Source organism: Geodermatophilus sp. SYSU D00698, from assembly GCF_054050335.1.
The window spans coordinates 185,564-212,378 of sequence record NZ_JBJGZD010000002.1; the positions used below are offsets into that span (position 1 = coordinate 185,564).

Genomic DNA, 26,815 nt, shown 5'->3' on the forward strand with positions numbered 1-26,815 from the left:
CCGCCGTGCGCCAGGCAGGATGGTCCGCGAGATGGCGAGTGCAGCACGGGCGGGGGCGGTCGCCCCGCAGACGACCAGCCGACCGCTCCGGGCCTGGCAGCAGGCGGCGCTCGAGCGCTACGAGGAGTCCTCCCCCAAGGACTTCCTGGTCACCGCGACCCCGGGCGCCGGCAAGACCACCTTCGCGCTGACCCTGGCCTCGCGGCTGCTGCAGCGGCGCGAGGTGGCCCGGGTGATCGTGGTCTGCCCGACCGACCACCTGCGGATGCAGTGGGCCGACGCCGCCGACCGGATGGGCATCGTCCTCGACCCGGGCCTCACCAACGCCGTCGGCCCGGTGCGCGCCGGCACCCAGGGCTACGTGACGACGTACGCGCAGGTCGCGGGCAAGCCGATGCTGCACGCCGCCCGCGCCACCGCCGTCAAGACGCTGGTGGTCCTCGACGAGGTGCACCACGCCGGCGACGGCCTGTCGTGGGGCGAGGCGATCGAGGAGGCCTACGGCTTCGCCGCCCGCAGGCTGTGCCTGACCGGGACGCCGTTCCGCACCAAGCCCGACGAGCGGATCCCCTTCGTGCGCTACGAGGAGGACGGCTTCGAGGGCGACGCCGGGGAGGCCGGCGCGGGGCTGGTCAGCCGCGCCGACTACACCTACGGCTACAAGGAGGCGCTGGCCGACGACGTCGTCCGCCCGGTCGTCTTCGCCGCCTACACCGGCACCTCGCGCTGGCGGAACTCGGCCGGTGAGGTCGTGGCCGCGTCGCTGTCGGAGGCCGGCACCCGCTCGGTGGAGATGGCCGCCTGGCGCACCGCGCTGGACCCCAAGGGCCAGTGGGTGCCGCACGTCGTCGCCGCGATGGACGACCGGATCACCCAGCTGCGCGAGCACGGCGGCATGCCCGACGCCGCGGGGCTGATCCTCGCCAGCGACCAGGACGACGCCCGCGCCTACGCCCGCATCGTCAAGCGGATCACCGGCAAGGCGCCCGAGCTGATCCTGTCCGACGACCCCAAGGCGTCGAAGAAGATCGAGCGCTTCTCGGCCGGGTCCGCGCGGATCGCCGTGTGCGTGCGGATGATCTCCGAGGGCGTCGACGTCCCGCGCGCCGCCGTCCTGGCGTGGATGACCTCCTACCGCACGCCGCTGTTCTTCGCCCAGGCCGTCGGCCGCGTCGTCCGCTCCCGGGCGTCGCACGAGACGGCGACGGTGTTCCTCCCCGCGGTGCGGCCGCTGCTCTCGCTGGCGGCGTCCATGGAGAAGGAACGCAACCACGTCATGCCGCCGCCGAAGGCGAAGGACCCCGAGGCGCTCGACCTCGACCCGCTGCCGCCCAAGGAGCGCGAGGCGGTCGGCCTCAAGCAGTGGGAGGCGCTGGAGGCCGAGGCCCGGTTCGCGCACGTGCTGCACGGCGGGACGGCGCACACCGGCGAGGGCTCCGGCGCGGTCGCCGTCGCGCCGGAGGACGAGGAGTTCCTCGGCATCCCCGGCCTGCTCACGGCCGAGCAGACGGCGTCGCTGCTGGCCAAGCGCGACGACGAGCTGCGGCTGCGGATCGCCCAGCGGGTGCACGAGGAGGACACCGGCGAGCTGCCGATCGTCGAGGACCACCCCGACGAGGACGACGCCGGCCGCGGCTGGCGCGACGTCGCCGAGCTGCGGCGGGAGATCAACCGCCTGGTCAGCCGGGTGTCAGCGAAGACGTCGACGCCGCACGCGGTGGTGCACACGCAGCTGCGCCAGCACGTGCCCGGGCCGCCGTCGGCCTCGGCGCCGGTCGAGGTCCTGCGCGCCCGTCGCGAGCGCCTGCGCACGATGCTCTGAGGCGGCGCCGCGTCCCCGCGATCACGGCGCCCGCGTGGCGACACGCCGACTCCGCCCGGGGTGTCGCCACCGCAGCTCCGTGATCGTCCCGGAGGCCCGGTCAGCCGGTGGGCAGCAGGCCCCTCGCGGCGGCCAGGGCCACGGCCTCGGTGCGGGAGCCGGCGCCGAGCTTGGCCAGGATGTTGCTCACGTGCACGCTGGCGGTCTTCTCGCTGATGTAGAGCTCGCCGCCGATCTGCCGGTTGGTGCGGCCGCGGGCGAGCAGGGCCAGCACCTCGGTCTCGCGCGGGGTGAACACCGCCGCCGTCTCCACCACCCGCCCGGCGCCGGGCAGCTCCAGCCGCGCCCGGCGGGCCAGCGCGGTGACCGCGGCCAGCAGCGGCGCCGCGCCCAGCTCGCGCGCGGCGTCAGCGGCCCGGGTCAGCGGCTCCAGTGCGGCCTCCCGGTCGCCGGCGGCGACCAGCGCCTCGGCCAGCCGCCACCGGCTCCGGGCCTGCTCGTACACGTGCCCGTAGCCGAAGGCCTCGACCGCGGCCGCCCACAGCTCCGGCGACGGGCGCCCGGCCAGCCGCGCCGCCTCGGCCTCCACCCTCGCGATCCAGGCCGCCGCCTCGACGCCGTGCGGGCCGATCAGGCGGGCGTGCGCCTCCACCGCCGAGCGGGCGATCGCCACCAGCGACTCCCCCGCCGCCGTCCACTCGCGCTCCGCGGCGGCGTCGCCGGTGAGCCGGGCGGTGGCCGCCGCGTCGCCGACCGGCGCCAGCGCGGTCGCGGCGAGCCGGACGACGGCCAGCCGGTCGTCGCCCCACAGGCCGGTCAGCGTCTGCGTGGCCGACCGCGCGGTGGCCAGGGCGGTGGCCGGGTCGCCGGCCCACGCGGCCAGGTCGATCTCCGCCCCGGCCGTGGCCAGGAGCAGCAGCACGTGCGCGTCCAGCCGGCCGACCAGGCCGCGCGCCCAGGCGATCCGCTCCGCGGCGGCCGGGTCGCCGCGGCCGACCTGCACGAGCAGCCCCGCCGCCCGCACGTGCGCGGCCATCTCGGGCACCCGGGCGAGCCGGTCGGCCAGCGCCAGGCTGCCGTCCCAGTCGCCGACGACGTACCGCGAGACGACGCCGAGGTGGCGCAGCTCCGCGGCGTAGAAGGACCACTCGACGCCGAGCTCGGCGGCCCGCGCCAGCGCGGTGTCGCTCCACCGCAGCGTCTCGCCCGAGCAGCCGGCCTCGTAGGCGACGATGGCCAGGTTGAACAGCACCCGCATCTCGACGTCGGGGTCCCCCGACCGGCGGGCGCGGGCCAGCGCCTCCTCCAGCCGCGCGGGCAGCTCCTCCCCGCCGCGCGAGCGGGCCAGCGACACCGCGACGTCGGCCCACGCGGCGTCGAGCCCCAGCGCGTCGGCCGCGGCCAGCGCCTCCTCGGCGGCGGCGTCGCCCTCGGCGCGGCGGCCGACGTCGTAGCAGACGCGGGCGTGCGTGGCCGCCGCCCAGGTGCGCACCGGCGACGGCGGGACGGCCGGCACCAGCGCCATCGCCGCCGTGCTCTCCCGCAGCGCGGCGGCCTGGTCCTCGATCCGCCCCAGCGCCTGCGCCAGCGTCGAGTGCACCCGCGCGCGCAGCTCCCGGTCGCCGTCCGGGCCGAGCAGGTCCTGCGCCGAGCGCAGCAGCGCCACCGCCCGGTGCAGCTCCCCGCCGCGGCGGGCGGCGGCCGCGGTGTCCAGCAGCAGCTCCGCCTGCGACCGCCCGGCCCGCGCCGCCGCGTCGGGCACCGCCGGCCACAGTGCGAGCACCGCCTCCAGGTGCTGCAGCTGCTCGGCCGGGGCCGCCAGCCGGCGCGCCTCGTCGGCGGCGTCCAGGGAGGCCGACAGGGCGCCGGCCAGGTCGTTGCTCTCCCGCAGGTGGTGCGCCCGCTCGGCCGCGGTGCCCGCCCCCGGGACGCCGGCGAGGTGCGCGGCGACGGCGGCGTGCAGCCGGACCCGCTCGCCGGGCAGCAGGTCGGCCAGCACGGCCTCGCGCACCAGGGCGTGCCGGAAGCGGTAGGCGCCGTCGGGGTCGACGACGAGCAGGTGCGAGTGCACCGCCTCGCCGAGCGCCGCCTCCAGGTCGGCGGGCGCCAGCCCGCCCACCGCCGCGACGAGCTCGTGCCGCACCCGCCGGCCGGCGACCGCGGCCACCCGCAGCACCTGCTGCCCGGCCGGGGTCAGCTGCTCGACCCGGGCCAGCAGCACGTCGGTGAGCAGCAGCGGCAGCGACTCCCCGGCGAGGCCCGCGGCCAGCAGCTCCTCGGCGTAGAAGGCGTTGCCCTCCGCGCGGGCGACGACGTCGTCGACGGTGCGGTCGGGCACGCCCGCGGCCAGCCCGCGCACCAGCTGCTCGACGTCGGCGTCGGGCAGCGGGCCGAGGTCCAGCCGCTCGACACCGGGCAGCCGGACCAGCTCGGCGAGCAGCGGCCGCAGCGGGTGGCGGCGGTGCAGGTCGTCGGAGCGGTAGGAGGCGACGACGGCGACCGGCTCGCCGGTCAGCCGGGCCAGCAGGTAGCGGACCAGGTCGCGGCTGGAACGGTCGGCCCAGTGCAGGTCCTCGAGCACCACCAGCAGCGGGGTGTCGGCGGCGAGCCCGGACAGCGCGGTGGCCACCGCCTCGAACAGCTGCAGCCGGCCGTCGTCGACCGGCGGCCGGAGTGCGCGGACCGGGCTGCCCAGGTCGGCCGCCTCGGACTCGCGCGCGGCGGCCGACCGCGCGGCGAACAGCGCGGCGGCACCGTCGCCGAGCTCGTCGGCGACGGGACGCAGCAGGTCGACGAAGGGCAGGTAGGGCAGGCCGACCTCGCCGAGGTCGACGCAGTGGCCGGTGAGCACCCGCAGGCCGCGGGCGGTCGCGCGCCCCGTCAGCTCGTCGAGCAGGCGGGACTTGCCGACGCCGGCGTCCCCCGCGACCAGCACGGCCGCGCCGCGGCCGGCGACCGCCCGGTCGACGGCGGACAGGAGGGTGGCCAGCTCAGCCGCCCGCCCCACCAGGGGCCGCTCGTCCCACCGCGCCACGTCGGCGATCGTGGCACGGGCCGCCGACCGGACGGCCGCCGGCGGCCCCCTCCAGGGCACCGCCCCGGGCCTGCGGGGGGCGGCGAGGAGGGGGTCCTCCGTCAGCGGGACCGCCGGGAGCGCCACGGCCCGCGGCGGGTGCGGGTGCCGCGGCCGAGCTCCCGCAGGACCTCGCGCCGGTAGGCGAGCTCGGCCTCGAGTCCGGGGTTGGGGTAGATGGTCACGGTGGGCTCCTCGCGTCTGTGTCCGTGTGCCTGTCCGGTGGGGACGGCGACCACGGTCGTGCTGAGGCGGCGGCGCGGGCATCGGGCGACCGGGCAGTCCCCCGCCCACCCCCGGCGCCTGAGGCCCCCTCAGACGCACCCGGCGCGCGCCTGAGGGGCCGTGCGGCGAGGCTGGGCTCATGGCCGACCTCCGCCCCACCGTCTTCGTCCTGTTCGGCGCCACCGGCGACCTGGCCGCGCGCATGGTGCTGCCGGCCTTCGACGTCCTGCAGCGCCGCGGGCTGCTCCCGCCGGACTGGCGGATCGTCGGCAGCGGCCGCGGCGAGCGCTCCGACGACGAGTTCCGCGACCTGGTCCGCGACGCCCTGGCCGAGCACGGCGACGGGGAGCCCGCCGAGGGGCTGCCCGAGCGGCTGCGCTTCGCCGGCGGCGGCTTCGCCCCGGACGACCCCGGGCAGCTGCCCGACGCCGTGGCCCGCGCCCGTGAGGAGCTCGGCGACGACGTCCAGCTCGTGCACTACCTCGCCGTCCCGCCCGAGGCGTTCGGCGGCATCACCCGGGCCCTGGACGCCCACGGGCTGGCCGACGGCGCCCGCGTCGTCTACGAGAAGCCCTACGGCACCTCACCCGAGGGGTTCCGCGAGCTCGACGAGCTGGTGCACGCGGTGCTCGACGAGGAGCAGGTCTTCCGCATCGACCACTTCCTCGGCAAGGAGGCCACCCAGGACCTGCACGTGCTGCGCTTCGCCAACGGGCTGTTCTCCTCGGTGTGGAGCCGGGAGCACGTGGCGCAGGTGCAGGTCGACGTCCCCGAGACCCTCGACGTCGCCGACCGCGCCGAGTTCTACGACGCCACCGGCGCCACCCTCGACATGCTGGTCACCCACCTGTTCCAGGTGGCCGCCGAGGTGGCGATGGAGCCGCCGGTGTCGCTGACCCCGGGCGACCTGCAGGAGGCCCGCGAGGCGGTGGTCGCGGCGTTCCGGCCGCTGGCCCGCGAGGACGTCGTCCTCGGGCAGTTCACCGGCTACCGGGACCTCGAGGGCGTCGCCGACGACAGCACGACCGACACCTTCGTCGCGGCGCGGCTGTGGATCGACACCGACCGCTGGCACGGCGTCCCGTTCCTGCTGCGCACCGGCAAGCGGATGGCCGACAGCCAGCAGCGGGTCACGCTGGTGCTGCGCCGGCCCGACGGCCCGGTGGGCGCGGTGCCCGGCGGCGGGAACACCGTCTCGCTGTCGCTGTCGGGTGCCGGCGCGCTGGACCTCGGGCTGGTGGCCAAGCGCCCGGGGCCGGAGCTGGAGCTGTCGGTGGCGGAGGCGTCGCTGGACCTGGGCGCGGTGCCCGAGGGCGAGCCGCTGCCGCCCTACGCCACGCTGCTCCACGACGTCCTGGTCGGCGACCGGTCGCTGTTCACCACCAGCAGCGGGCTGGCGCGGGCGTGGCGGGCGGTCGCGCCGGTGCTCGGGGCCCGGCCGGAGGTGCGCCCCTACGAGCCGGGCTCCTGGGGGCCCGCGGAGGCGGCTGCCCTGGCCGACCCCGGCGGCTGGGTGCTGGGGAGCTGAGGGATGGGTCCGGACCGGGCTCTGGTCGCCTCGCGGCGAGAAGCACGACGCGGCTCCAGACCCCCGGCCGAGGCCGGGGCGGTGGTCCGCGAAGGCGGTATCCAATTGGCACCCGGGGACACAGATCGCCCGGTCCGGACACCACCGACGGTACCCCGCTCCCGGCCGCGACACGCGCGGATCAGCCGAATCCGCGGGAGTCCTGCTTGAGCGCCGTGTCGACGGTCAGCGCCGAGGCCAGCACCAGGCTCGCCAGCGGCTCGGGCAGCCGGGCGTGCACCCGCACGACGTAGCGGTCGGCGGTGGTGAACAGCGTGCGCGCCAGGCCCTCCCACGTCTTGGTGATGCGGGCGACCCCGTTCCCCGGGGAGTCGGTGATCGAGAAGTCCCAGGCCCGCCAGTTCTCCGCCTGGATCGCGCCGGCGAGCTGACCGCCCACCACGAGGTCGAAGCGGATCCGGCCGAACACGTTGGCCTGGACGATCTCCCCCACCGGAGCGCCCTCGGGCGTCTCGACGACGACCCGCGACTTGACCAGCTTCGCCGGGCGGGTGAGCACGAGGACCGGCCCGTACGCGTCGCGCACCTCGAGGCGGTGGGTGAGGTACTGGTCGAGGCTGCTCACGAAGCGGACGACCTTCCTGGCCGCCGACTGCCCGACCTCGACGACGGCGCCGATCTGCGTGCCGTTGCCGTCGAGGACGGCGTACTCGTTGGTCAGCTCGACCAGCTTGGTCTTCTGGTCGACCAGCAGCACCGGCTGGTCGTGCAGCACCGAGCGGCGCGGCTGGGCGCCGTACTGCTGCTGCGGGCCGTACTGCTGCTGGCCGCCGTACGCCGGCTGGACCGGCTGCTGGACCGGCGCCTGCTGCGGGACCGGGGACCGCGGGACCGGGGGCTGCGGGGCCGGCTGCTGGACGTGCTCGGTCCACGTCCGACCGTCCCACCAGCGGGAGCCGCCGCTGCCGGCGGGGTCGGGGTACCAGCCGGGCGGCGGGAGGGGCTGTGTCACGGCGGCGACGGTAACCGCCGCCCCCGTGCCAGACTGCCGAGCCGTGCCCGACCTGAGCCGTGCCGAGGCCGCCGTCCTGGACGCCGTCGACGAGGCCGCCGCGGTCGGCCTGCTGTGCCGCCTGGTCGCCGTCCCCTCGGTGGGCGGCACCGCGGCCGAGAGCGAGGCGCAGGCCCTGGTCGCCGGCGAGCTCGACGCGCTGGGCTGCGACGTCGACCGCTGGGCGATCGACCTCGCGGCGGCCGCCACCGCGCCGGACGCGCCCGGCCAGGAGGTCGAGCGCGACGAGGCGTGGGGCGTCGTCGGCACGCTGCCCGGCACCGACGACGGCGACCCGGCGCTGGTGCTGTGCGGGCACACCGACGTCGTCCCGACCGGCGACCGCGCACTGTGGGCCGGCGACCCGTTCACCCCGCGGCTCGACGGCGGCGCGGTGCACGGCCGCGGCGCCTGCGACATGAAGGGCGGCCTGGTCTCGGCGCTCGCCGCGCTGGCCGCGGTCCGCGCCGCGGGCGTGCGCCTGCGCCGGCCGGTGGCGCTGCACAGCGTCGTCGGCGAGGAGGACGGCGGCCTGGGCGCGTGGGCCACCCTCGCCCGCGGGCACCGCGGCGACGCCTGCGTCATCCCCGAGCCCACCGACGGCGCCGTCGTCACCGCGGCGGCCGGCGCGCTGACCTTCCGGCTGGAGGTGACCGGCCACGCGGCCCACGCGGCGGTGCGCGACCGCGGCGTCAGCGCCGTGGAGCTGTTCGCGCAGGTGCACGCCGACCTGCGCGCGTTCGAGGCGGAGCGGCAGCGCGACGCCGACCTCCGCTTCGCCGGCGAGCGGTTCCCGTTCGGGCTGTCGATCGGCACGGTGCGCGCCGGCGACTGGGCCTCCAGCGTGCCCGACCGGCTGGTCGCCGAGGGCCGCTACGGCGTGCGGCTGGGCGAGCCGGTCGAGGCGGCCCGCGCGGCGTTCGAGGAGCGGCTGGCGGCGTTCTGCGCCGGGCACCCGTGGCTGGCCGCGCACCCGGTGCGGGTCACGTGGACCGGCGGCGCGTTCGCCAGCGGGCAGCTGCCGGCGGGCCACGAGCTGCTCGGGCAGGTCCGGGGCGCCGTCGTCGACGCGGGCGGACCGCCGCCGCCGGAGCGGGCGGTGGCGGCCGGCACCGACCTGCGGCTGTACGCGGCCGCGGGCGTCCCCGCGCTGCACCTGGGCCCGGGCGACCTGCACCTCGCGCACGGCCCGGCCGAGCGGGTGCCGGTGGCCGACGTGACCGCCGTGGCCCGCGCGCTGGCGCTGCTCACCCTGCGCCGCTGCGGGGTCACGTGATCGCCTACGAGGACTTCGCGGCCCTGACCGGCGACTCCCCCGCCGCGCGCGACGAGTGGGCCGCCGTCGTCACCGCCTGGAGCGAGCCGCACCGCCGCTACCACGACCTGCACCACCTGGCCGCCGTCCTCGGGCTGGTCGGCGCGCTCGGCGCGGCCGCGGACGACCCGGCCGCCGTCGCGCTGGCCGCCTGGTACCACGACGTGGTCTACGACCCCCGGAGGAGCGACAACGAGCAGGCCAGCGCCGGGCGGGCGCGCGCGGGGCTGGCCGGCCTGGTGCCTCCGGAGCGGCTGGACGAGGTGGTCCGGCTGGTGCTGCTGACCGCCGGCCACGACGCGGCCGACGGCGACGCGAACGGCGCCGTCCTCTGCGATGCCGACCTCGCCGTCCTCGCCGGGCCGCCCGAGGCGTACGCCGCCTACGCCTCGGCCGTCCGCGAGGAGTACGGGCACCTGTCCGACGAGGTGTTCACCGCCGGGCGGATCGCCGTCCTGGAGGCCCTGCTGGCGCTGCCGGCGCTCTACCGGCTGGCGGCGACGGGGGAGTGGGAGCCGCGGGCGCGGGCCAACCTCGCCGCCGAGCTCACCCTGCTGCGCGGTCGCGCTTCCTGACCCGCAGCCCCGCGGCCGTCAGCCGGGCGAGCAGCTCGCGCGCCCCGACCGGCTCGGCGCCGGCGGCCACCGCGACGTCGTAGAGGTCCTCGGGGACGTCGTAGTGGTCGCCCTGGAAGGCCCGGCGCGGGATGCCGAGCTCGGCGGCGACGAAGGCGTGCAGCTCGTCGTGCGACACGTCGCTGACCAGGTGCGACCAGCGGCGTCCCCGCCACGGCCAGACGGGACTGTCGATCAGCACGGCCACGGGTGCAGTCTGCCCGGCGACTAGCGTCGTCGCCGTGAGCGAGCAGATCCGCTGGGGCATCGTCGGGCCGGGGCGCATCGCGCAGAGCGTGATGGGCGACTTCGCGCACGTGGAGGGCGCGCGGCCGGTGGCCGTGGCGTCCCGCTCGGCCGACCGGGCGCAGGCGTTCGCGCAGCAGCACGGGCTGGAGCGCGCCCACGGCTCCTACGCGGAGATCCTCGCCGACCCCGACGTCGACGTCCTCTACGTCGCCACCCCGCACCCGCAGCACCACGCGATCGCGCTCGCCGCGATCGAGGCGGGCAAGGCGCTGCTGGTGGAGAAGACGTTCACCGCCACCACCGCGGGCGCGCAGGAGGTGGTGGACGCCGCCCGGGCGAACGGGGTGTTCGTCATGGAGGCGATGTGGACGCGCTTCCAGCCGGCCGTCGTCCGCATGCGGGAGCTGATCGCCGACGGCGCGATCGGCGAGGTGCGCTCGGTGCAGGCCGACCTCGGCGTCGACCGCGTCTACGACCCCGCCGACCGGCTGTTCGCCCTCGAGCTCGGCGGCGGCGCGCTGCTCGACCTCGGCGTCTACGTCGTCTCGTTCGCCCAGATGGTGCTGGGCACCCCCGACACCGTCACCGCCGCCGGGTCCACCTACCCCACCGGCGCCGACGCCGAGGCGGCGCTGCTGCTCGGCTGGGAGGACGGCCGCTCTGCCACGCTGACCACCTCGCTGCGCTACCCGACGCCGGGGCAGGCGCGGGTGTTCGGCACCGGCGGCTGGATCGACGTCCTCCCCCGCTTCCACCACCCGGCCACGATCGTGCTGCACCGCACCGGCGCCGAGCCCGAGGAGATCACCCGCCCGGCGGCCGGGGTCGGGTACTCGCACGAGCTCGCCGAGGTCACGCGGTGCCTGCAGGAGGGACGCACCGAGTCCGCGGTCGTGCCGCTGGCCGACACCCTCGCCGTGCAGGAGGTCCTGGGGCGCGCCGCGGAGCAGCTCGGCGTGCGGCACCGCGAGGACCCGCACGTCCTCGGCTGATCAGGCGGCGGCCCACGCCGCACCGCTCGCCTCCTCCGGCGTCGGCACCCGGGTGGGCGTGCGGCCGGCCCGGCGGACCGCGCCGGCCAGGGTGACCGCGTCGACGACGGCGGCGCCGCCCGGGTCGTTGTTCAGGTACGCGAACACGTCCTCGTCGTCGGTGTACGCCTCCGCCAGGCGCTGCGCCCACTGGTCGAGCACGGCCGGGGGGTAGGCCCAGCCCTCGGCGCCGGTGTGCAGGCGCAGGTAGCCCCAGCCCGCCGTCCGCCACAGCGGCGTGACCGGCCGCTCGGCGCGGTCGGCCCAGCACAGCGCGGCGCCGTAGCGCTCCAGCAGCGCCCGGACCTCGTCGGTCCACCAGCTCTCGTGCCGGGGCTCGACGGCGACCCGGATGCCCGGCGGGAAGCAGGCGAGGCAGTCGCGCAGCAGCCCGGCGTCGGCCCGCAGCGTGGGCGGCAGCTGCAGCAGGACGACGTCGAGGCGGTCGCCGAGGCCCGCGGCGTGCTCCACCAGCCGGGCCACCGGCTCCTCGGGCTCGCGCAGCCGCTTGACGTGGGTGAGGAAGCGGCTGGCCTTGACCGCCCAGCGGTAGTCGGGCGGGGTGCGCTCGCGCCAGGCGGCGAAGGTGTCCCGCTCGGGCAGCCGGTAGAACGCGGCGTTGCTCTCCACGGTGGCGAAGTGCCGGGCGTGGTGCTCCAGCCACAGCCGCTGCGGCAGGCGCTGCGGGTAGAAGCGGCCACGCCAGTCGCGGTACTGCCACCCCGAGGTCCCGATCACCACGGCCACGACGTCGGCCTACCCTGCGCGCTCCTGCCCGACGCACCCGCCCGCTCCGAGGACCCGTCCGCCGCGACGCCCTGCCCGACGGCACGCCACGCGAGCGCGACGTGCCCGTGCCGATCGAGGACCGCGGCGCTGCAGGCCGCTGGCGCCACGGTGGTGCCGGCCTCGGACGACCGGCCGGGCCACGAGCCTGAGGAGGACGCCGGGCAGATCGGCTGGGACGTCGTCTTCCCCGCACCTGCGCGCCATCGGCGTGATCACCTCGTGCGCAGCGGGCTCCCGAGTGCCGGGAGACCCCGCTGGACCAGAAGTGATCACAGGGGCGCCGGTCAGAGCCGGCGTCGACCCGCCGGCCGGCCGGGCAGTGCCCGGAGCGGTGTCCGGTCAGGCTCACCACGCGCGGAGCGGTCGACCGTGTCCGCGTCGGCGGCGGCGACGTCCTCCGCGATGTGTGCGTGTCCGGCCCCGTGGACGCCGACAGGGGCGGCCCCGCGCGATGCGGGACCGCCCCTGCCGGGCGTTGCTGGTGTTGCGAGGGGGCGGGACTCAGAAGTCCATGCCGCCCATGCCGCCGTCGCCACCGGGCATGGCCGGGGCGGCCTTCTCCGGCTTGTCGGCGATGACGGCCTCGGTGGTGAGGAAGAGCGCCGCGATGGAGGCGGCGTTCTGCAGCGCCGAGCGGGTGACCTTGGCCGGGTCGATGATGCCGGCCGCGACCAGGTCCACGTACTCGCCGGTGGCGGCGTTGAGGCCGTGGCCCACCTCGGAGTTGCGCACCTTCTCCGCCACGACGCCGCCCTCGAGGCCGGCGTTGACGGCGATCTGCTTCAGCGGCGCCTCGAGCGCGACGCGCACGATGTTGGCACCGGTGGCCTCGTCACCCTCGAGGTCCAGCTTCTCGAACGCGACGGCGGTGGCCTGCGCCAGGGCGACGCCACCACCGGCGACGATGCCCTCCTCGACGGCGGCCTTGGCGTTGCGCACCGCGTCCTCGATGCGGTGCTTGCGCTCCTTGAGCTCGACCTCGGTCGCGGCGCCGGCCTTGATGACGGCGACGCCACCGGCCAGCTTGGCCAGGCGCTCCTGCAGCTTCTCGCGGTCGTAGTCGGAGTCCGACTTCTCGATCTCGGCGCGGATCTGGTTCACCCGGCCGGCGATCTGGTCGCTGTCGCCCGAGCCCTCGACGATCGTCGTCTCGTCCTTGGTGACGACGACCTTGCGGGCGCGGCCCAGGAGGGAGACGTCGGCGGTGTCGAGCTTGAGGCCGACCTCCTCGCTGATGACCTGGCCACCGGTGAGGATGGCGATGTCGGTCAGCATGGCCTTGCGGCGGTCACCGAAGCCGGGGGCCTTGACGGCGACCGACTTGAAGGTGCCGCGGATCTTGTTCACGACCAGGGTCGCGAGGGCCTCGCCCTCGACGTCCTCGGCGATGATGGCCAGCGGCTTGCCCGACTGCATGACCTTCTCCAGCAGCGGGAGCAGGTCCTTGACCGAGCTGATCTTCGAGTTGACGACGAGCACGTACGGGTCGTCGAGGACGGCCTCCATACGCTCGGCGTCGGTGACGAAGTAGGGCGAGATGTAGCCCTTGTCGAAGCGCATGCCCTCGGTGAGCTCGAGCTCGAGGCCGAAGGTGTTGCTCTCCTCGACGGTGATGACGCCTTCCTTGCCGACCTTGTCCATCGCCTCGGCGATGAGCTCACCGATGGCGGCGTCGGCGGCGGAGATCGACGCGGTGGCGGCGATCTGCTCCTTGGTCTCGACGTCCTTGGCGGTCGAGAGGAGGTACTCGGTGACCGAGGCGACGGCCTTCTCGATGCCCTTCTTCAGGGCCATCGGGTTGGCGCCGGCGGCGACGTTGCGCAGACCCTCGCGGACGAGCGCCTGGGCCAGCACGGTGGCGGTGGTGGTGCCGTCACCCGCGACGTCGTCGGTCTTCTTCGCGACCTCCTTGACCAGCTCGGCGCCGATCTTCTCCCAGGGGTCCTCGAGCTCGATCTCCTTGGCGATGCTCACACCGTCGTTGGTGATGGTGGGAGCGCCCCACTTCTTCTCGAGGACGACGTTGCGGCCCTTGGGGCCGAGCGTCACCTTGACGGCGTCGGCGAGGGTGTTCATGCCCCGCTCGAGACCGCGGCGCGCCTCTTCCTCGAAGGCGATCATCTTGGCCATGTGGTGATGTCCTCCATGCATGGATCGCTGCACGGCCGGGACCGGCGCCCGCGACGGACGACACCGGTGCGGCGGGCTCCCATGTGGCCCGCGCTCCTGTGCCTCACCGTTCCGACCTGATTGGCACTCGGCACTGTCGAGTGCCAACCGGAAGTCTGGCACTCGCCCCTGCCGAGTGCAAGAACGGGGGGTGGGTGCCGCCTGTTCCCGGTCGGGCCGGCGGCGGGGGCGGTGGTCCGGGAACGGCTGCGGCCCGGCTCCCGCGGAGGGGACCGGGCCGCAGCACGGAGGTGGGGAGGTGCTCAGGCGACGCGGACCGAGTCGGCCTGCGGACCCTTCTCGCCCTGGACGACCTCGAAGGTCACCCGCTGGCCCTCGTCGAGGCTCTTGTACCCGTCCATCTGGATGGCCGAGTAGTGGACGAAGACGTCCTGGCCGCCGTCGACGGCGATGAAGCCGAAGCCCTTCTCGGCGTTGAACCACTTCACGGTGCCCTGTGCCACGTGTGCTCCCACGTTGGTGCGTGCGGACGGTCCCCGTGATCCGGGGACCGGGGTACAGCTCTTCCGCCCGTCGGACACGTGCGTGGAACTGACGACCGCGCGAGACGGTACAACAGGCACGCCGCTGTGGGGAGATCCTGGACACACGACTCGGGGACGATCCGGGGGGACGTCACCCGCCGGATCGACGTCGCCCGTGAGCCTACGCCTCCCGCGGGGGCTCAGCCGATGAGCCCCGCGGACCGGACCGACCGCAGCGACGGCTCCACCCGGTGGGTCGGGCCGACCACCGGCAGCAGCGGGTCGAGGGTCTTGAGGCCCTCGCCGGTGTTGAGGACGACGGTCTCCCGGCTCGGGTCCAGCCGCCCGTCCTCGACCAGCTGCCGCAGCACCGCGACGGTCACGCCGCCGGCGGTCTCGGCGAAGACGCCGGTGGTGCGGGCGAGGTCGCGGATGCCCTGGACGATCTGCTCGTCGCCGACCCGGCCGACGGCGCCGCCGGTGCGGCGGATGGCGTCGAGCGCGTACGGGCCGTCGGCGGGGTTGCCGATGTTCAGCGACTTCGCGATCCCGGTGGGCTTGACCGGCTTGACGACGTCCCAGCCGTTGTCGAAGGCGGTGGCGATCGGGTCGCAGCCGGCCGACTGGGCGCCGAAGACCCGCCACTCGGTATCCGCGACGATCCCGGCCTTCACCAGCTCCCGCCAGGCCTTGTCCACCTTGGTGAGCAGCGAGCCCGACGCCATCGGGATGACGACCTGGGCCGGGATGCGCCAGCCGAGCTGCTCGGCGATCTCGTAGCCCATCGTCTTGGAGCCCTCGGCGTAGTAGGGCCGCACGTTCTGGTTGACGAAGGCGGTGTCCTCGAACTCGTCGGTCTCGGCGAGCTCGCTGGTCAGCCGGTTGACGTCGTCGTAGGACCCGTCGACGGCGACCAGCGTCTGGCCGTAGACCGCCGACTGCACGACCTTGCCGGGCTCGAGGTCGGACGGGATGAAGACGAACGACGGCAGGCCCGCGCGGGCGGCGTGCGCGGCCACCGAGTTGGCCAGGTTGCCGGTGGAGGCCGCGGCGATCTTGCGGTAGCCCAGCCCCTTCGCGGCGGTGGCGGCGAGGCTGACCACGCGGTCCTTGAACGAGTGCGTGGGGTTGGCCGAGTCGTCCTTGACCCACAGCCCGCCGGTGATGCCGAGCTCGGCGGCGAGCCGGTCGGCGCGGACCAGCGGGGTCATGCCCGGGTCGAGGGAGACGCGGTCGGCCGGGTCCTGGCCCACCGGCAGCAGCGCGGCGTAGCGCCAGATGTTCTGCGGGCCCGCCTCGATCTGCTCGCGGGTGACGGCGGCCATGAGCTCGGGGTCGTAGTCGACCTCCAGCGGGCCGAAGCACTGGGCGCAGGCGTGCTCGGCGACGAGGCCGAAGGTGGCGCCGCAGTTGCGACAGACGAGGCCACGGGCGGGGCTGGGCGGCACGGGGCCGCCGGCCGAGCTGTCGGCCTGCAGGGAACCGGGTGCGGTCAGGGTCATGCGACGACTACCTCCTCATCTTCCCCGCGTCGGGCCGTCGAGCCGCGCGGGACGGAATTGGCACCTCTCGCCGCTCGCGCGAGCGCGGTTGCCGGGGCTTCACCGGGCCGTGTCCCTCTGCCCCTCTGGATGAGTGGAACGGGCCCGACTCTACCCGGCTGCCGGGACCGCCCCCGGCCCCGGCCATGCTGGGCGCCGTGGCTGCGCGCATCGTCTACACCGACCTCGACGGCACGATGGTCGGACCGCGGGGGTCCTTCTGGCACGCCGCCGACGGCTCCCCCACCGCCGAGCCGGCCGCGGCCCTGCTGGAGCTGCACACCGCCGGGGTCGCGCTGGTGATCGTCAGCGGGCGCACCGCCGACCAGGTCACCGAGGCGGGGCGGATCTTCGCCGCCGACGGCGCGATCGCCGAGCTGGGCTCGCTGGTGACGTGGAAGGGCGGCCGGGAGCGGCACGGGCTGACCGGCGAGCTGCCCGAGGAGTACGCCGGCCGCACGCCGATGGACGTGATGGCCGAGCTCGGCGTCGTCGACGCGCTGTGCGCCGCCCACCCCGGCCGGCTCGAGTGGCACGCGCCCTGGCACACCACGCACGCCGGCGACGCGCTGCTGCGCGGGTTCGTGGACCCGCTCGCCGTCGACGCGTGGCTGGCCGAGCGCGGGTCGGGCTGGCTGACGCTCAAGGACAACGGCGCGATCCCCGCCTCGGCCCGGCTGCGGCTGGCGCCGGAGGGGCAGCTGGCCCGGGTCTACCACCTCATGCCGCGCGGCATCTCCAAGGGCGCGGCGATCGCCTGGGACCTCGAGCGGCGCGGCGTCGACCCGGCGGACGCCGTCGCGATCGGCGACAGCGCCAGCGACCTGGAGATGGCGCCCGCCGTCGGCCGGCTGTGGATCACCGCCAACGGCGCGGAGGTCGAGGGCATGGCCGGGCTGCTGGGCGCCGTCCCGAACGTGTCGGTGACCGACGGGCCGATGGGCGTCGGCTGGGCCCAGGCGGTCCGAGCGAGCCTGTGACACCGCGGTCCCACCGGACCGCACCGCGCCCGGGTGCCGTTCCCCTGCTGCCCGGAGCCGCTGCGGGGGCGGGACACCTCGTTCAGCTGGTGACGTCGTTCAGCTGGTGACGTCGCGCCGGGCGAAGTGGCGGAAGCCGAGCGCGGTGAAGACCGCCGCGTAGACCAGCGACTGGACGACGCCGCGGAACAGGTCGGAGGAGTCGACCGGCGTCTGCAGCAGGTCGGTCCAGGCGAACTCCTCCGCGGTGGGGAACCAGTCGCGGATCGACCCGAGCTGCTCGACCTGGTCGAGGATGGCGAACACGACCGTCGTGAACACCGCCCCGCCGACGGCGGCCAGCGGCGCGTCGGTGACCGTGGACAGCCAGAACGCCAGCGTCCCAACGACGAGCAGGTGCACGGCGAGGTAGCCGAGCATCCCGGCCAGCCGGAGGAACCCCTCCCCCTGGGACAGGGTCACCCCGATCGGCGTCCGGATCTCGCCGAACCCGAACGCCAGGCCACCGGCGACCACCGCGACGGCGACGAGGGTGAGCAGCGCGCCCACCGACTGGACCAGCGCCGCGAGCCACTTCTGCCGGAGCAGCCGCATCCGGGGCACCGGCGTGGCCAGGGTGTAGCGCAGCGAGCCCCACTGCGCCTCGCTGGCCACCGTGTCGCCGAAGAACAGCGCGTAGACCACGACGAGGAAGAACGTCGTCGTGGCGAACAGCACGAACAGCGTGAAGTTCAGCCCGCTGGCGGTGGCGACGTCGACGAGGTTGATCCGGCTGTTGGTCTGCGCCTCCTCGCTGGCGCCCAGCTGGAGCGCGGCGATGAGCACCAGCGGCAGCGCGACCATCGCCGCGAAGACGCCGATCGTGCGGCGCCGCTTGAACTGCCGGCGCAGCTCGACCGACAGCCGCAGCGTCCGCTCGGGCCGGTAGCCCGCGACGGCGCCGGTGGGCTGGACGTGCTCGGTCGCGGTCACGACTCCCCCACGAGTGCCAGGAACGCGTCCTCCAGGCGGCGGCGCGGCGTGAACTGGTCGACGGCGACGTCCGCGGCCACCAGCGCCTGCAGCGCCGCCGCCCGCGACGTCCCCGGGCCGAGGTCGGCGACCAGGCCCTCGTCGGTGCGCTCGACCGCGACCCCGGGCAGCCCCGACAGGACGGCGGCCGCGCGGTCGGCGTCGGCCTCGTCGGCGAGGCCGACCAGCACCGCGCCGCCGGTGCCGACGATCTCCTCGACCGTCCCCTGCGCGATCTTCTGCCCCTTCGCCATGACCACCACGTGGGTGCAGGTCTGCTCGATCTCGCTGAGCAGGTGGCTGGAGACGATGACCGTGCGGCCGGTGGCGGCGTAGTCGCGCAGCACCTCGCGCATGGCGTGGATCTGCGGCGGGTCCAGCCCGTTGGTCGGCTCGTCGAGGACCAGCAGGTCGGGCAGGCCGAGCATCGCCTGCGCGATCGCCACCCGCTGGCGCATGCCCTGGCTGTAGCGGCGCACCGGCCGGTCGATGGCGGCGCCGAGGCCGGCGACGGCGATGGCCTCCTCCACGTGCGCGTCCTCGGCCGGGCGGCCGGTGGCGGCCCAGTACAGGCGCAGGTTGTCGCGGCCGGACAGGTGCGGCTGCAGGCCGGTGCCCTCGACGAACGAGCCCAGCCGGGACAGCACCGGCGCGCCGGGGCGGACCTCGTGACCGAACACGGTGATCCGCCCGGAGTTCGGCCGGATCAGCCCCATGAGCATGCGCAGCGACGTCGTCTTGCCCGCCCCGTTGGGGCCGAGCAGGCCGAGCACCTGGCCGCGGCGGACCTCGAAGGACAGGTCGCGGACGGCGACGAAGCCGTCCTTGTAGGCCTTGGTGATGCCCTCGAAGCGCAGCGGCACGTCCTCGCCGTCGGGCTCCACCTCCGAGGTGACCCGCCGCCGGCGGCGGCCCCACAGCACCGCGGCGAGCCAGCCGAGCAGGCCCAGGGCGACGACGGCGCCGAGCAGCCACCACCAGCGGGAGGTGCCGCCGTCGGCCTGCGGCTGCCCCTCGACGGTGGGCACGGCCAGCGCGGTGCCGCCGTTGCCGGCCCCGGCGAGCGCGACGGAGTAGACGGTGGCCTCGGCCGGCAGCGCGAAGGCCTGGTCGGTCGAGGAGACGACGACGCGCATCGTGTGCCCGGCCTCGAAGCGGTGCACGATGCCCGGCAGCGTCACGGCGACCTCGGTGGGCGCGGTCGGGTCCGCCGACAGGCCGGTGAGCGACAGCGGGGCCACCAGCCCGCCGGGCAGGGTCTGGGCGCCGTCGGGGCCGACGTCGTAGAGCTTCGCGAACAGCGTGGCGCTGCCGGTGGGCGAGGCGACGGCGAGCTCGACGGTCGGCGCGCCGACCACCTCGACCGCCTCGTCGAGCGGGCCGCTGGAGAACGCGGCGAACTGGCCGGGGATCTCCACGGCCTGCCCGCCGAGCGCCGAGGCCAGCGCGCCCAGGCCCGGGACGGTGGTGATCGCGGCCGGGGTGCCGCCGGCGGGCGTGACCACCGGCTGGGTGCCGCCGTCGAGCGCGACGCTCTCCCGCTGCGCCGGCTCCCCGCCGTCGAGGCCCGGGTAGGCGCCCGCGAGCACGCTCTGGTTGCCGCCCTGCACGCTGCCCAGGCCGCTGCCGAGGCCGGTGGGCGCCGGGAACCGGAAGCCGGTGCCGGGGTCCTCGCCGCGGGCGGGGTCGTCCTCGTCGCGCAGGTGCCAGTCGAACCAGCCGGCGACCTGGTCGCGCAGCTCGGCGGTCTCCCGCTCCGACGACCGGGAGTCGTGGCCGCCGGCGTACCAGACGACCTTGACCGGGGTGCCGTTCGCGGCGATGCCGCGGGCGTTGGCGTCGGCCTGGCCCAGGCCGAACAGGGAGTCCTCGGTGCCCTGGACCAGCAGCGTCGGCGCGGTGATGCGGTCGAGCACCGCGGCCGGGCTGCTGCGGTCGAGCACCGCGGCCACCTCGGGCGTGAGCGCGCCCGAGGCCGCGGCGGACTGGTAGGCGGCGCAGATGTCGGCGCGGAACCGGCCGCAGGTCAGCGCCTGCTCCACCACCGCGGGGTCCACCGACGCCGGGTCGAACGGCAGGGCGGGGGCGGCGCCGCCGGAGACGGGGGCCGCGTCACCGGAGTCGCCGGGGTCCCCGCCGTCCTCGCCGTCCTCGGCCTCGGCCGCTCCCCCGCCGCCGAGCGCGTCCAGCAGCCCGCCGGTGGGCGCGGCGCCCACGCCGAAGAACAGCCCCGCCCACAGCCGCTTGTAGACGCCGGCGTCGGCGGTCTGCGGCGTCGCGGCGGGGGTCCGTGCGTCGGCGGCGCCGGTCTGGGAGGGGAAGAGCGCGGCGGTCAGCGAGTGCCAGGTGATCTGCGGCGCGATGGCGTCGACCCGGTCGTCGTGGGCGGCGGCGAGCAGCGACAGCGCCCCGCCGTAGGAGGCGCCGGCGACGCCGACCCGCGGGTCGGCGTCGCCGTCGAGGAGGACGTCGTCGCGGTCGGCGAGCAGGTCGAGCAGGGTGGACAGGTCGGCGACCTCGTAGCGCGGGTCGTCCAGGCCGATCTGGCCGGTGCTCTCGCCGAAGCCGCGCGCGGAGTACGCGAGGACGACGTAGCCCCGGCCGGCGAGGTCCCGGGCGTCGTCGGCGACCGACTGCTTGCTGCCGCCGAAGCCGTGGGCGAGGACGACGGCCGGCGCCGGGTCGTCGGCGGTGGCGGAGGCCGGGAGGTACAGCGTCGTGTCCAGCTCGACGGCGTCGGCGCCCGAGCCGGAGGGGACGCGCGCGTCCTCGGTGCGGACGTCCTCGGCGGCGGCCGCCGGGGTGGGCAGCGCGCCGACGAGGGTGCCGGTGAGCAGGAGGGCGAGCAGGGCGCCGGCCACCGCGCGGGCGCCGGGGCGCGGGCGCGGTGTCACGGGCCCGCGGAACGGACGCACGCTGCGGCCAACGGACGGTGCCGCGCTGGGGTTCCGCAGGTGTCGGGACGGGGCGCGACCGGGGGCGGTCAGGGCTCGAGCCCGCCGGTGACGACGACGACCAGGCCCGGGTCGGGCACGTCCGGCACCTCGAAGAACCGCACCGCGGGCCCGGTGGTGATGCCCGGGAACGCCTCCATGAGCTGCAGGGCGGACTGGCGCTGCGACTCGTCGCCCTCGTCGAAGAAGACGGTGGTGGCGGCGACGTCCCCACCCTCGTAGGCCCCGACACCGGCCGTCGTCCAGCCCTGCGCGGCGAACGCGGTGGCGACGTCGGCGGCCAGCCCACCGGTCCGCGTGGCGTTGAGGACGGTCACCGGCACGCGCACCGGGGTGCTGGGCGCCTGCTCGACCGGGGGCAGCGGCTGGGCCGACAGCGGGGGCAGCGGGCCCGAGGAGGGCGCCACCGACGTCGATGCCGACGGCTCGCTCGTCGGCGTCGCGGCCGAGCCGGCCTCCTGCGCCGCCGGGGAGGTGAAGCTGTAGACGCCGAGCACGACCAGCGCGACGACGACGACCGCCAGCAGCGCGACCCCGGTGCGACGGCGCGGCGGCGCGTCCTCGCCCTCGGCGGCGCGCAGCGCGGCGCGGGAGACCCCGGCCCGCCGCGCGGCCTTGCGGCGCTCGGCCTCCATGGCCTGCCGCTCGGCCTCCTTCGCCTGGCGTTCGGCGCGCATCGCGGCGCGGTTGCCGACGACGCCGGTGCCGTCGGTCTGCGGGCCGGTGTCCGGCTCGGCGTCGCGGTCCCGCCGCGCCCGGTCGTGGCGGCCGGCGACCTCGCGGTCGGGGATCGCCTCGGTCAGCGGCGCGGCCGGGGCGCGGTCCCGGGACACCTCGCGGTCGGGGATCGCCTCGGTCGCCGGGGCGGGCGCGCGGTCCGCGGACGCCACGCGGTCGCGGGACACCTCGCGGTCGCGGGACACCTCGCGGTCGGGGATCGCCTCGGTCAGCGGCGCGGCCGGCGTCGCGGTGCCCGCCCGGGAGGGGCTGGTCCAGTCGCGGTAGCCGTTCCCGGCGGAGGCCTCGCCCGGGGTCCGGCCCCGGTCCCGGGACCGCGCCGGCTCCGCCGCGGGCGAGGGCTGCGCCCGGCCGCGGGCCGGCGGGCGGGCCGGCTGGTCCCACGGGTCCAGCGGCGGCACCGCCGGTTCGGCGGCGGCCTCGGCGTCGGGCCGGGGGACCGCCTGGAACGGCGCGACCGTGGTCTCGGGCGGCGCAGGACGGGCCGGCGGCGAGGGCGCCGGCCGGGAGACGGCCGGCGACTGCGCGGTCGGCGGCTCGGCCGGGCGGGCCGGCAGCTGGGGCGCGGGGTGGGCCGGCGGCTGGGGCGCGGGCGCCTGCCGGGTGGCGGCGCCGGCGGCCACCGGCGCGGGGACGCGGGGACGGGCCGGGGCGACGGGCTGCGCGGGGCGCGACCGGACGGCCGGCGCCTCGGGCTGCGGCGCGCGGACCGGCGGGTGCTGCGGCTCGGCCGGGCGTGCGGGCGTCGCCGGGGGCGCGGGGGCCGCCGGGCGGGCGGCCACGGCGGGGCGGGCGGACCGGCCGGTGAGCCGGCGGCGGTCGGTCTCGTCCGCGGCGCCGAGCAGCGCGTCGCGGCGGCGGTCGGCGCGGCTGCGGCCGGGACCGGGCGTCGTCGGGTGGTCGCTCAGCTCCGCGGCGCCCGGGTCGACGCCCGGGCCGGGCCTCGTGGGCAGGTCGGGCAGGGGCGCGCTGGGGTGGTCGGTGCGGCGCCGGCCGCCTGCCACCGGGGCTGACGGCCGGTCCGGTTGGTCACCGCCTGGTGCCGCGTGCCTGCCCACGGTCACCAAATCTAGAGGGCGGAGGAGCCCTTGCCCAGCAGGTGAGGCGAACGCCGCTGGCGCCGCGCGGTGCGCAGCCGGCGCAGGCGCCGGACGAGGAGGGGGTCGGCCTCGAGCGCGGCCGGGCGGTCGACCAGCGCGTTCAGCACCTGGTAGTAGCGGGTGGGCGGGAGGCCGAACCGCTCGCGGATCGCGGTCTCCTTCGCGCCGGGCTGGCGCCACCACTGCCGCTCGAAGGCCAGCATCTCGTGCTCGCGCCGGGTCAGGCCCGCGGGCTGCGCGGGGCCCTCACCGGACTCCGGGCCCCCCGGCGGGGAGACCGCGGGGTCGGGGTCGGGGGTCATCGTCGGGTCCGTTCGATCGGGGGGAAGCCGTCACCCACAACGGTAGGCCCGGGGGGTGACAGGCCACAGCCCGAGACGCGCGGTCAGGCCGCGGCGGGCACCTGCCCGGCGGTCGCCCTCCGGCCGGCGGCCCGGGCCGAGCGCAGGCTGTCCACGGTGAACACCGCCAGCGCCGCCCAGACGATCGCGAAGCCCGCCAGCCGCGCCGGGGGCATCGGCTCGTGGAACACGAAGACCCCCAGTGCCAGCTGCATGAGCGGCGTGACGTACTGCAGCAGCCCGACGGTCGACAGCGGGATGCGCCGGGCGGCCGCGGCGAACAGCAGCAGCGGCACCGCCGTCGCGACGCCCGAGGCCGCGAGCAGCAGGAGGTGGCCGGTGCCCTCGGACCCCGCGGTCCCCCGCCCGGTGGCCTGCAGGACGGCGAGGAGCACCAGCGCCGGCAGGAAGGTCACCGCCGTCTCCACGAGCAGGCCCGGCGCCGCCTCCACCCGCACCAGCTTCTTGAGCAGGCCGTAGCTGCCGAAGGTGGCGGCCAGCGCCAGCGCGATCCACGGCGGCCGGCCGTGGTCGACGGTCAGGACGACGACGGCCACCGCGGCCAGCCCGACCGCGGCCCACTGCAGCGGACGCAGCCGCTCGGCGAAGACGACGACGCCGAGCAGCACGCTGACCAGCGGGTTGATGAAGTAGCCGAGCGAGGTCTCGACGACGTGCCCGGAGTTGACGCCGTAGACGAAGACCAGCCAGTTGGCCGCGATGAGCACCGAGGCCCCGGCCAGGACCAGCAGCGTGCGCCGGTCGGTGACCGCCGCGTGGACCAGTGCCCACCGCCGCAGCACGGTCAGGAGGACGGCCACGAACAGCAGCGACCAGACGATGCGGTGGGCGACGATCTCCACCCCGCCGGCCGGCTCCAGCAGCGGGAAGTAGAGCGGGAAGACCCCCCACAACCCGTAGGCGGCGAGTCCCGCTGCCGTGCCCGCCCGCCGCTCGTCCACGGCGGGCACCGTACGCCGCGCCGCTACGTGGTCTGGATGTAGTCGACGAGGTGGTCCCGCTCCTCCTGCAGCTCGTCGAGGCGGGCCTTGACGACGTCGCCGATCGAGACGATCCCCAGCAGCCGGCCGTCCTCGACGACGGGCACGTGCCGGATGCGGTGGTCGGTCATCGTGCGGGCGAGGTCGTGCACCGAGGCGCCGGGCACGCAGGTGCGCACCTCAGCGGTCATCAGCGCCGACACCGGCCCGTCGAGGACCTCCGGCCCGGAGGCGTGCAGGGCGCGGACGACGTCGCGCTCGGAGACGATGCCGTCGACGGTGCCTCCCCCGCGGGAGACGACGAGCGCGCCGATGCGGTGCTCGGCGAGCAGGGCCAGGGCGGCACGGACGGGCCGGTCCGGCGCCACGGTGACGACGTCGGGGCCCTTGCGGCGGAGCAGCGAGGCGATCTGCACGGGAGCCCTCCCTCCCCTCGGGGGTCGCAGTGTCCACCCGCCGCCGTGCGGGGGGCAACGGCCCGGTCGGGACGGTCCGGTCCCGGTTCCCGGGGTGGACAGCGGGGCCTACCGTCGAGGCGTGCGCACCCAGCACGCCGCGCCCGCGACGTCCCGCCGCCCGACCGTCCTGCAGTGGCTCCGCTACGCCGTCGGCGGCGGGCTGCCCCGGGAGCTGTCGCCGTGGGTGCTGTCGGACACCACCCGGCCGGGATGGGTGCGCCGGCACGTCGCCCGCTCGCTGGTGCAGCTCGCCCCGCTGGTGGTGATCTGCCTGGTCGCCGTCCCCGTGGGGATGGGCTACCGGCTGACCGCGGCGGCCGGGGGGCTGATGGTCGGGCTGATGTACTCGCTGGCGTTCGTGGTGGAGACCACCGAGCACCGCGTGGCCAAGGCCGGCTACCGGGCCGGCACCGCCGCCCGGCTGCGCGAGGAGCGCGCCGAGCGGGCGCGGGCGGCCCGCGCCGAGCGGCACCACCCCTACCGCGTGGGCGGGGCGGGCAGCTTCGACTGAGCCGACGGGGGGACTCGAACCCCCAACCGCCCGATTACAAGTCGGGTGCGCTACCAGTTGCGCCACGCCGGCGGGACACGGGAACCGGTCCCGACCCAAGGATAGGGACCCCCGGGTCGGACGTTCGTCCCTGGACGGGTCACGACGGCCCCTGTCAGCGTCGTCCGCGCGGCCGGCTCGCCGCCGGGCCGTGGTGGGGAGGACGCACCGTGGACCTGCGACGTGCCGCCCCGTGGGCCCGCGCGGCCGGGATCACCGGGGTGGCGGCCAACGCCCTGCTCGTGGCCTTCTACGCCGTCGAGGCCGGACGGCGCCGGGTGCTGCCGGTGTCCCTGGGGTCCGCCAACGACGTCGTCGGGTCGGTCGGCACGGCGCTGATGGTGCCGGTGGTGATGGCGGTCAGCCCCGGCCGGTGGACCCGCCGGTCGGGCCTCACCGCGACCGGCGTGCTCACCCTCGCCGGGCCGGCGCTCGTGCTCGGCGTCGTGCCCTTCCCCGTGCAGGCGCCGGTCGCCGTCGGCGCGTTCGAGGTGCTGGCCGGCTGGCTGGTGCTGACCTGCCGCGGACGGCGCGGGACCCTGCCGGACGCCGTGACCCGGCTCGGTGTGCTGGCCGGCGGTGCGGTGCTCGCCGGCAGCGCCGTGTCCGGGGCCGGGCTGCTCCTGCCGGAGCGGTCCCTGCGCCGGCGGGTCGCGTTCGCGGCCGGCGGCACACCCGCCGTGCTCGGTGGGCTGGCCGTGCCGGTGTGGTTCCTCCGCCTGGGCCGGGCGCTGTCCTCCGCCGTCCCGGCCGACGACACGGGTCGAGCCCGACGCCCCCGCTGCCGATGCTGAGCGCGTGGCACCGATCGACGACCCGGCCGGGCTCCTGCCGCTGGACCGGACCCAGCTGGACGCGCTGCGCGAGCACCTCGACGCCGTCCTCTCGGCCGGGGACTGCGACCGGACCCACCGCGCCACCGACGCCTGGGCCGCCGGCCACGGCATCGCCCTGGACCGGCTGCACGAGGGGCTGGAGGAGTACGGCGGGTTCTGCGACTGCGAGGTCGTGATGAACGTCGACCCCGCGGCCGTCTTCGACCCTCAGTCGGCCGCCGGGCCCTCGCGCAGGTAGCCGGCCGGGTCGCTGCCGGGCAGCGGCCCCTCGGCCAGCCAGCGGGCGAAGCCGGCCGGGTCGCGGCGCTCGAGCTCGTCGAGGGCGTCCTGGCGGCGGCGGACGATCGACTGCCGCGCCGCCGGGTCCAGCCGGCCGGCCAGCGCGGCCGTCGTGCCGAGCCACTCGCGGCCCAGCGCCGCGGTCGTCAGGGTCGTCACCGGCGGCAGGGAGGTGACCGTCCCGACGGCCTCCCCCGGGCGGGCGCCGGCCACCGGCCGCTGCGGCGCCGGTGCGGCGAGCCGGCCGGGCGCCGGGGCGTCGTCGGGGGCGGCCGGCCGCACCGGGCGGCCGGTGTGCAGCAGCCACGAACCGAGCCCGCCGAGGAAGAGCACCGCACCGGCCAGGGCCGTCAGCGCCGGACCGCCCAGCGCCGCGGTGCCGGACAGGAACAGCAGCACGCCGATCGTGACCGCGCCGGCCCGCCAGGCCGCCTCCAGCGGGGTGTACCGCGGTGGCCGGCCGTCCTCGTGCGCCTCGCGCGCCACGCCGCCGGCCAGGCAGGAGGTCACCACCGCGGCCAGCGCGACGGCGAGCAGCCCCGGGGGCCGCAGGGCGAGGCCGCCGACGACGGCGACCGCGACGGCGGTGAGGGCGGCGAGGCCCACGAGCAGACGGGCGGGCAGACCGCGGGTGGACACGAGCAGCCTCCAGGAGCGCAGGCCGGGCAGCGGGGA

24 protein-coding genes, 1 tRNA gene and 1 riboswitch are annotated in these 26,815 nt (G+C 76.7%); of the genes, 9 read left to right on the forward strand and 16 right to left on the reverse strand.

Annotation, left to right across the window (positions count from 1 at the left end; all coding sequences use genetic code 11):
- Positions 1-31: 31 nt before the first annotated feature.
- Positions 32-1,822 (forward strand): DEAD/DEAH box helicase, encoded by a 1,791-nt coding sequence (locus tag ACI8AB_RS02655; protein WP_456948843.1) that lies wholly within the window; start codon positions 32-34, stop codon positions 1,820-1,822.
- Positions 1,823-1,922: 100 nt separating this feature from the next.
- On the opposite strand, the gene ACI8AB_RS02660 is transcribed toward ACI8AB_RS02655, so the two are convergent.
- Complete coding sequence (locus ACI8AB_RS02660) at positions 1,923-4,856, reverse strand: helix-turn-helix transcriptional regulator (protein WP_456948844.1); 2,934 nt, start codon at positions 4,854-4,856, stop codon at positions 1,923-1,925.
- Positions 4,857-4,957: 101 nt separating this feature from the next.
- Positions 4,958-5,080 carry a hypothetical protein gene (locus ACI8AB_RS02665; protein ID WP_387988025.1) on the reverse strand — a complete coding sequence of 41 codons (123 nt, stop codon included), beginning with the start codon at positions 5,078-5,080 and terminating at the stop codon, positions 4,958-4,960.
- A 179-nt stretch (positions 5,081-5,259) separates the two neighbouring features.
- Between ACI8AB_RS02665 and ACI8AB_RS02670 the strand changes: the two genes are divergently transcribed.
- On the forward strand, positions 5,260-6,648 hold the full coding sequence (locus ACI8AB_RS02670; protein WP_456948845.1) for a glucose-6-phosphate dehydrogenase: 1,389 nt from the start codon (positions 5,260-5,262) through the stop codon (positions 6,646-6,648).
- A 181-nt stretch (positions 6,649-6,829) separates the two neighbouring features.
- On the opposite strand, the gene ACI8AB_RS02675 is transcribed toward ACI8AB_RS02670, so the two are convergent.
- Entirely contained in the window at positions 6,830-7,660 is an 831-nt protein-coding gene (locus tag ACI8AB_RS02675; protein ID WP_456948846.1) for a phospholipid scramblase-related protein, read from the reverse strand.
- Positions 7,661-7,703: 43 nt separating this feature from the next.
- On the opposite strand from ACI8AB_RS02675, the gene ACI8AB_RS02680 reads away from it, so the two are divergent.
- Together ACI8AB_RS02680 and ACI8AB_RS02685 are read left to right on the forward strand one after the other, a co-directional pair.
- The gene (locus ACI8AB_RS02680) at positions 7,704-8,975 is read left to right on the forward strand and encodes an ArgE/DapE family deacylase (RefSeq protein ID WP_456948847.1); all 1,272 of its coding nucleotides are present in this window, start codon (positions 7,704-7,706) and stop codon (positions 8,973-8,975) included.
- A complete protein-coding gene (locus ACI8AB_RS02685; RefSeq protein WP_456948848.1) occupies positions 8,972-9,589 on the forward strand; it encodes an HD domain-containing protein in 618 nt (205 codons plus the stop codon). The genes ACI8AB_RS02680 and ACI8AB_RS02685 overlap by 4 nt, the downstream gene beginning before the upstream one ends.
- Here ACI8AB_RS02685 and ACI8AB_RS02690 read toward each other — a convergent pair.
- Positions 9,561-9,836, reverse strand: a complete 276-nt coding sequence (locus ACI8AB_RS02690; RefSeq protein ID WP_387988030.1) for a DUF4031 domain-containing protein — start codon at positions 9,834-9,836, stop codon at positions 9,561-9,563. The two genes, ACI8AB_RS02685 and ACI8AB_RS02690, sit on opposite strands and share 29 nt — an antisense overlap.
- Positions 9,837-9,870: 34 nt before the next feature.
- Between ACI8AB_RS02690 and ACI8AB_RS02695 the strand changes: the two genes are divergently transcribed.
- Complete coding sequence (locus tag ACI8AB_RS02695; protein ID WP_456948849.1) at positions 9,871-10,869, forward strand: Gfo/Idh/MocA family protein; 999 nt, start codon at positions 9,871-9,873, stop codon at positions 10,867-10,869.
- Here ACI8AB_RS02695 and ACI8AB_RS02700 read toward each other — a convergent pair whose 3' ends face one another.
- From ACI8AB_RS02700 to thrC, 4 genes are all read right to left on the reverse strand, one after another.
- Positions 10,870-11,655, reverse strand: coding sequence for a DUF72 domain-containing protein (locus ACI8AB_RS02700; protein ID WP_456948850.1), 786 nt, complete (start codon positions 11,653-11,655; stop codon positions 10,870-10,872).
- Positions 11,656-12,198: 543 nt separating this feature from the next.
- Positions 12,199-13,827 carry a chaperonin GroEL gene (groL, locus tag ACI8AB_RS02705; RefSeq protein ID WP_387988034.1) on the reverse strand — a complete coding sequence of 543 codons (1,629 nt, stop codon included), beginning with the start codon at positions 13,825-13,827 and terminating at the stop codon, positions 12,199-12,201.
- Positions 13,828-14,129: 302 nt separating this feature from the next.
- Positions 14,130-14,330, reverse strand: a complete 201-nt coding sequence (locus tag ACI8AB_RS02710) for a cold-shock protein (protein WP_387988035.1) — start codon at positions 14,328-14,330, stop codon at positions 14,130-14,132.
- 221 nt (positions 14,331-14,551) lie between these two features.
- Positions 14,552-15,853, reverse strand: coding sequence for a threonine synthase (gene thrC, locus ACI8AB_RS02715; protein WP_387988036.1), 1,302 nt, complete (start codon positions 15,851-15,853; stop codon positions 14,552-14,554).
- A 12-nt stretch (positions 15,854-15,865) separates the two neighbouring features.
- A riboswitch (SAM riboswitch) is annotated at positions 15,866-15,989 on the reverse strand.
- Positions 15,990-16,050: 61 nt separating this feature from the next.
- On the opposite strand from thrC, the gene ACI8AB_RS02720 reads away from it, so the two are divergent.
- Positions 16,051-16,872 carry an HAD family hydrolase gene (locus ACI8AB_RS02720; protein ID WP_456948851.1) on the forward strand — a complete coding sequence of 274 codons (822 nt, stop codon included), beginning with the start codon at positions 16,051-16,053 and terminating at the stop codon, positions 16,870-16,872.
- Between the two features lie 99 nt (positions 16,873-16,971).
- Here the strand turns inward: ACI8AB_RS02720 and ACI8AB_RS02725 are convergent, their stop codons facing one another.
- The 6 genes from ACI8AB_RS02725 to ACI8AB_RS02750 form a co-directional block, all read right to left on the reverse strand.
- Positions 16,972-17,844: an ABC transporter permease gene (locus ACI8AB_RS02725; protein ID WP_387988038.1), complete on the reverse strand. Its 873-nt coding sequence runs from the start codon at positions 17,842-17,844 to the stop codon at positions 16,972-16,974.
- Positions 17,841-20,777 (reverse strand): alpha/beta fold hydrolase, encoded by a 2,937-nt coding sequence (locus tag ACI8AB_RS02730; RefSeq protein WP_456948852.1) that lies wholly within the window; start codon positions 20,775-20,777, stop codon positions 17,841-17,843. The genes ACI8AB_RS02725 and ACI8AB_RS02730 overlap by 4 nt, the downstream gene beginning before the upstream one ends.
- 89 nt (positions 20,778-20,866) lie before the next feature.
- Positions 20,867-22,579, reverse strand: coding sequence for a LytR C-terminal domain-containing protein (locus tag ACI8AB_RS02735; RefSeq protein ID WP_456948853.1), 1,713 nt, complete (start codon positions 22,577-22,579; stop codon positions 20,867-20,869).
- Between the two features lie 65 nt (positions 22,580-22,644).
- On the reverse strand, positions 22,645-22,977 hold the full coding sequence (locus ACI8AB_RS02740) for a DUF3263 domain-containing protein (protein ID WP_387987099.1): 333 nt from the start codon (positions 22,975-22,977) through the stop codon (positions 22,645-22,647).
- Positions 22,978-23,060: 83 nt separating this feature from the next.
- Positions 23,061-23,978: an EamA family transporter RarD gene (rarD, locus tag ACI8AB_RS02745; protein WP_456948854.1), complete on the reverse strand. Its 918-nt coding sequence runs from the start codon at positions 23,976-23,978 to the stop codon at positions 23,061-23,063.
- 23 nt (positions 23,979-24,001) lie between these two features.
- On the reverse strand, positions 24,002-24,433 hold the full coding sequence (locus ACI8AB_RS02750; protein WP_387987105.1) for a CBS domain-containing protein: 432 nt from the start codon (positions 24,431-24,433) through the stop codon (positions 24,002-24,004).
- Positions 24,434-24,554: 121 nt separating this feature from the next.
- Here ACI8AB_RS02750 and ACI8AB_RS02755 point away from each other — a divergent pair, with 121 nt between their 5' ends.
- Positions 24,555-24,986, forward strand: coding sequence for a DUF5313 family protein (locus tag ACI8AB_RS02755; protein ID WP_456948855.1), 432 nt, complete (start codon positions 24,555-24,557; stop codon positions 24,984-24,986).
- On the opposite strand, the gene ACI8AB_RS02760 is transcribed toward ACI8AB_RS02755, so the two are convergent.
- Positions 24,986-25,058: transfer RNA gene (locus ACI8AB_RS02760), tRNA-Thr, on the reverse strand. The genes ACI8AB_RS02755 and ACI8AB_RS02760 overlap by 1 nt on opposite strands.
- Before the next feature lie 137 nt (positions 25,059-25,195).
- Here ACI8AB_RS02760 and ACI8AB_RS02765 point away from each other — a divergent pair.
- Both ACI8AB_RS02765 and ACI8AB_RS02770 read left to right on the forward strand, forming a co-directional pair.
- Positions 25,196-25,819: a hypothetical protein gene (locus tag ACI8AB_RS02765; protein WP_456948856.1), complete on the forward strand. Its 624-nt coding sequence runs from the start codon at positions 25,196-25,198 to the stop codon at positions 25,817-25,819.
- A gap of 4 nt (positions 25,820-25,823) precedes the next feature.
- Entirely contained in the window at positions 25,824-26,099 is a 276-nt protein-coding gene (locus tag ACI8AB_RS02770; RefSeq protein ID WP_456948857.1) for a DUF2695 domain-containing protein, read from the forward strand.
- Here the strand turns inward: ACI8AB_RS02770 and ACI8AB_RS02775 are convergent.
- Positions 26,069-26,779: a hypothetical protein gene (locus ACI8AB_RS02775; RefSeq protein ID WP_456948858.1), complete on the reverse strand. Its 711-nt coding sequence runs from the start codon at positions 26,777-26,779 to the stop codon at positions 26,069-26,071. The two genes, ACI8AB_RS02770 and ACI8AB_RS02775, sit on opposite strands and share 31 nt — an antisense overlap.
- Positions 26,780-26,815 lie beyond the last annotated feature (36 nt).